This is a genomic window from Candidatus Andeanibacterium sp. (assembly GCF_057143545.1).
The window spans coordinates 1-2,710 of the sequence record NZ_DBNHSF010000225.1 but is presented as its reverse complement, the minus strand read 5'-3'; the positions used below and the strand labels follow the sequence as shown (position 1 = coordinate 2,710).

The 2,710-nt window shown below is 64.2% G+C and carries 4 protein-coding genes; all 4 read right to left on the bottom strand.

The window, feature by feature from the left end:
* Nucleotides 1–322, bottom strand: a 322-nt coding sequence (locus tag AC16XC_RS13055) for an OmpA family protein (RefSeq protein ID WP_484035097.1), incomplete at its 3' end; no start/stop codon positions are given.
* Nucleotides 323–389: 67 nt separating this feature from the next.
* Nucleotides 390–1,778 (bottom strand): Tol-Pal system beta propeller repeat protein TolB, encoded by a 1,389-nt coding sequence (gene tolB, locus AC16XC_RS13050; RefSeq protein ID WP_484035096.1) that lies wholly within the window; start codon nt 1,776–1,778, stop codon nt 390–392.
* Complete coding sequence (locus tag AC16XC_RS13045) at nt 1,775–2,530, bottom strand: cell envelope integrity TolA family protein (protein ID WP_484035095.1); 756 nt, start codon at nt 2,528–2,530, stop codon at nt 1,775–1,777. The genes tolB and AC16XC_RS13045 overlap by 4 nt, the downstream gene beginning before the upstream one ends.
* Before the next feature lie 11 nt (nt 2,531–2,541).
* Nucleotides 2,542–2,710: ExbD/TolR family protein (locus AC16XC_RS13040; protein WP_484035098.1), on the bottom strand; the 169-nt coding region annotated here is incomplete at its 5' end.

Genomic DNA, 2,710 nt, shown 5'->3' with positions numbered 1-2,710 from the left:
AATGGCCTTCGATCGTCGCGCGCTTGTTGGGATAGCGCTGCAGCCATTCGGCCTGCGCCCGCAGCGCGGTGGCGTCGGACGCGTCGATATCGAACTTGTCGGTATCGAAATAGATCACGTTGCGGCCATTCATCTGCTGGATGAAATCGGCGTTGCTGCCGGGAATGATGGCAGTGCCGACGCTCGACTGCCCGGAGCCGGTCGAACCGGCATCGCCGACCGACGCGGGCTGCGCGGGCAGGTCTTCGGGCGGATTGTTCCTGGCACAACCGGCCAGCGCCAGCGCGCCGGCGATTGTCGCGATGGTAAGGAAACGATGCATCCTACTCACTCCTTGTTTACTCGGTTGGCCGGGAACAGCCCGGTTCCGCATATTTACTCCACCCATGTTACGGCAAAACAGGTCCCCATGCTGGATCTGAAGCACCGACCGGGGTCTGCAGGCGACGCTCGTTACGACCGGTCAGGTCGACCTGCCACAGCGATGCCTCGCCCGATCCCTGCCGGGTCCGGAAGAACTGGATGATCCTGCCATTGGGCGCCCAGGTCGGCGCCTCGTCCTGCCAACTGTCGGTCAGGTGCCGGAGATTGCGGCCGGCCGGGCTCATCACGGCGATCCGGAAATTGCCAACAATGTGGGTGAAGGCGATCTGGTCGCCGCGCGGGCTCCATTCGGGGGTTGCCGCGCGCCCGCCGAAAAAGCTGATCCGCCGCTGGTTCGAGCCATCGGCGTTCATGATATAAACCTGCTGGCTGCCCGAACGGTCGCTTTCGAACACGATCTGACTGCCATCGGGCGAATAGCTGCCGCCGACATCGATCCCCGGGCTGTCGGTCAGCCTGGTGCTGGGCCCACCATTCACCGAAACGCGATAGATGTCGGTATTGCCGCCCACGGCCATCGAATAGAGGATGTAACGGCCGTCGGGCGACCAGCGCGGGGCGAAGGTCGGGTTGTTGCTTTCTGTCACCAGCCGCTGCTGGCCGGTGCCGATATCGTAGATATAGATGCGCGGATTGCCGTTGAGATAGCTCAGATAGACGAGCGACCGGTAATCGGGCGAATAGCGCGGGGTCAGCGCGGTCGACTGGCCATTGGTTATAAAACGGTGGTTCGCACCGTCCGAATCCATGATCGCCAGCCGCTTGACCCGGTTATCCTTCGGCCCGGTCTCGGCGATATAGGCGATCTTGCTGTCGAAGAACGGGCTTTCGCCCGAGAGCCGCGAATAGATCAAATCGGCGCATTTGTGTGCCGCGCGCCGCCAATCGACCGGCTGGACGACCCAGCCTTCGCGCACCAGTTCCTCGGTCAGGACGATGTCGTAGAGATAGCAACCCACGGTCAGCCGGCCATCGGTCCCGGCGCGGACGAAGCCGTGGACCAGCATCTCGGTGCCGCGGGTGCCCCACAGGCTCCAGCGCGGCGAGGTGATCTCGGAATAGACCGGCTCGGGCAAGGCATCCGGCCCGATCGGGCGGAACAAGCCGTTGTTCCTGAGGTCGGCGGTGATGACGCGGGCGATCTCCTTGCCCAGCACCGCGGTCCCGTCGAGATTGGCCGCAGTCTGCTGGTTTTGGGGCGTCGCGAAAGCCGGAATCGCAATGCCGAGATCCTGCCATTCGCCGACATCGGTCACCGTGCCGGTCAGCCCGGCATCCTCGTCGACCGTCGTATCTCCGGTTTCGAGCGGAACTGTGGGCAGGGGCGCATCCTGCGCCGCAACCGGGCTCGCGCCGAGAGCCAGTAACAAGGTCGTGAGCAGGAGACGGATCATCGGGACAGGTCCTTGTTGAATTCCCAGGTCAGCCTTTTCCAGAAGGCATAATACCGGTCCGGCAAGTTGAACGGAGCGGTCTTGCGGATTGCCCTGATCGCGAGTTCGCAATGGCGCCCTGCCTGAGGACGGTTCGAATCCGTGATACCCCTTGTAGGCTGACAATCGGGAGTGCCCGAAAGGCTGCCATCGGGATTGAGGTTCCAGGTTACGGTCGTCCGCAACAATTCTGCTTCGAGACCGTCCGGTGCATTCCAGTTGGGCCGCAGCTGGCGCGTGATGGACATGCCGAGCGATGCCCTGACCTGCGGCGTAATCGCATCCGCCGGTGCTCCGCCCTGATTGCGTTCGCCCGAGCTTTGGCCCTCGCGGAACGCGCTGCCGAATTCCGCGCCGCTGGCCCGTTCCTGGTTGCGCGGCTGTGCCTGGGGCTGCTCGGCCCTGGTGCGCGGATTGACCCGCGGCGTCGGACGGTTTTCGGGCACCGCCTCGGCTTCGCTTGGCGGCCTGGGATTGGGCCGGTCGGAGATTTCGGGCGCAAGGGCGGCCTGCGTCTCTTCCGAAATTTCCGGCGCGCTCGCGGTCATCGCAACCTCCTCCGCAAGGCTCACCACCATCCTCTCGGGTGGCGCAATGATGGCCGGACTGCGTGACACCTGGACCGACAATGCGACGAGCAGCGCGATATGCGCGGCAACAGCCACACCGAGGCCGATCCGCTCGTCGTTTCTGAGGGTTAGGACCGCTGCCATGGGACCTCAGGCTAAGTCGCTGTCTCTGAACGGCTGGTGACCAGCGAAATCGCGTTGAATCCCGCGCGATTGAGCTCGCCCATCACCGCCATCACCCGCCCGTAATCGAGCGTCAGGTCGGCCCGGAGGTTGACCAGCGGCGGCTCGCCCTCGACATCGCGCGCCAGTTGCTCAAGCCGC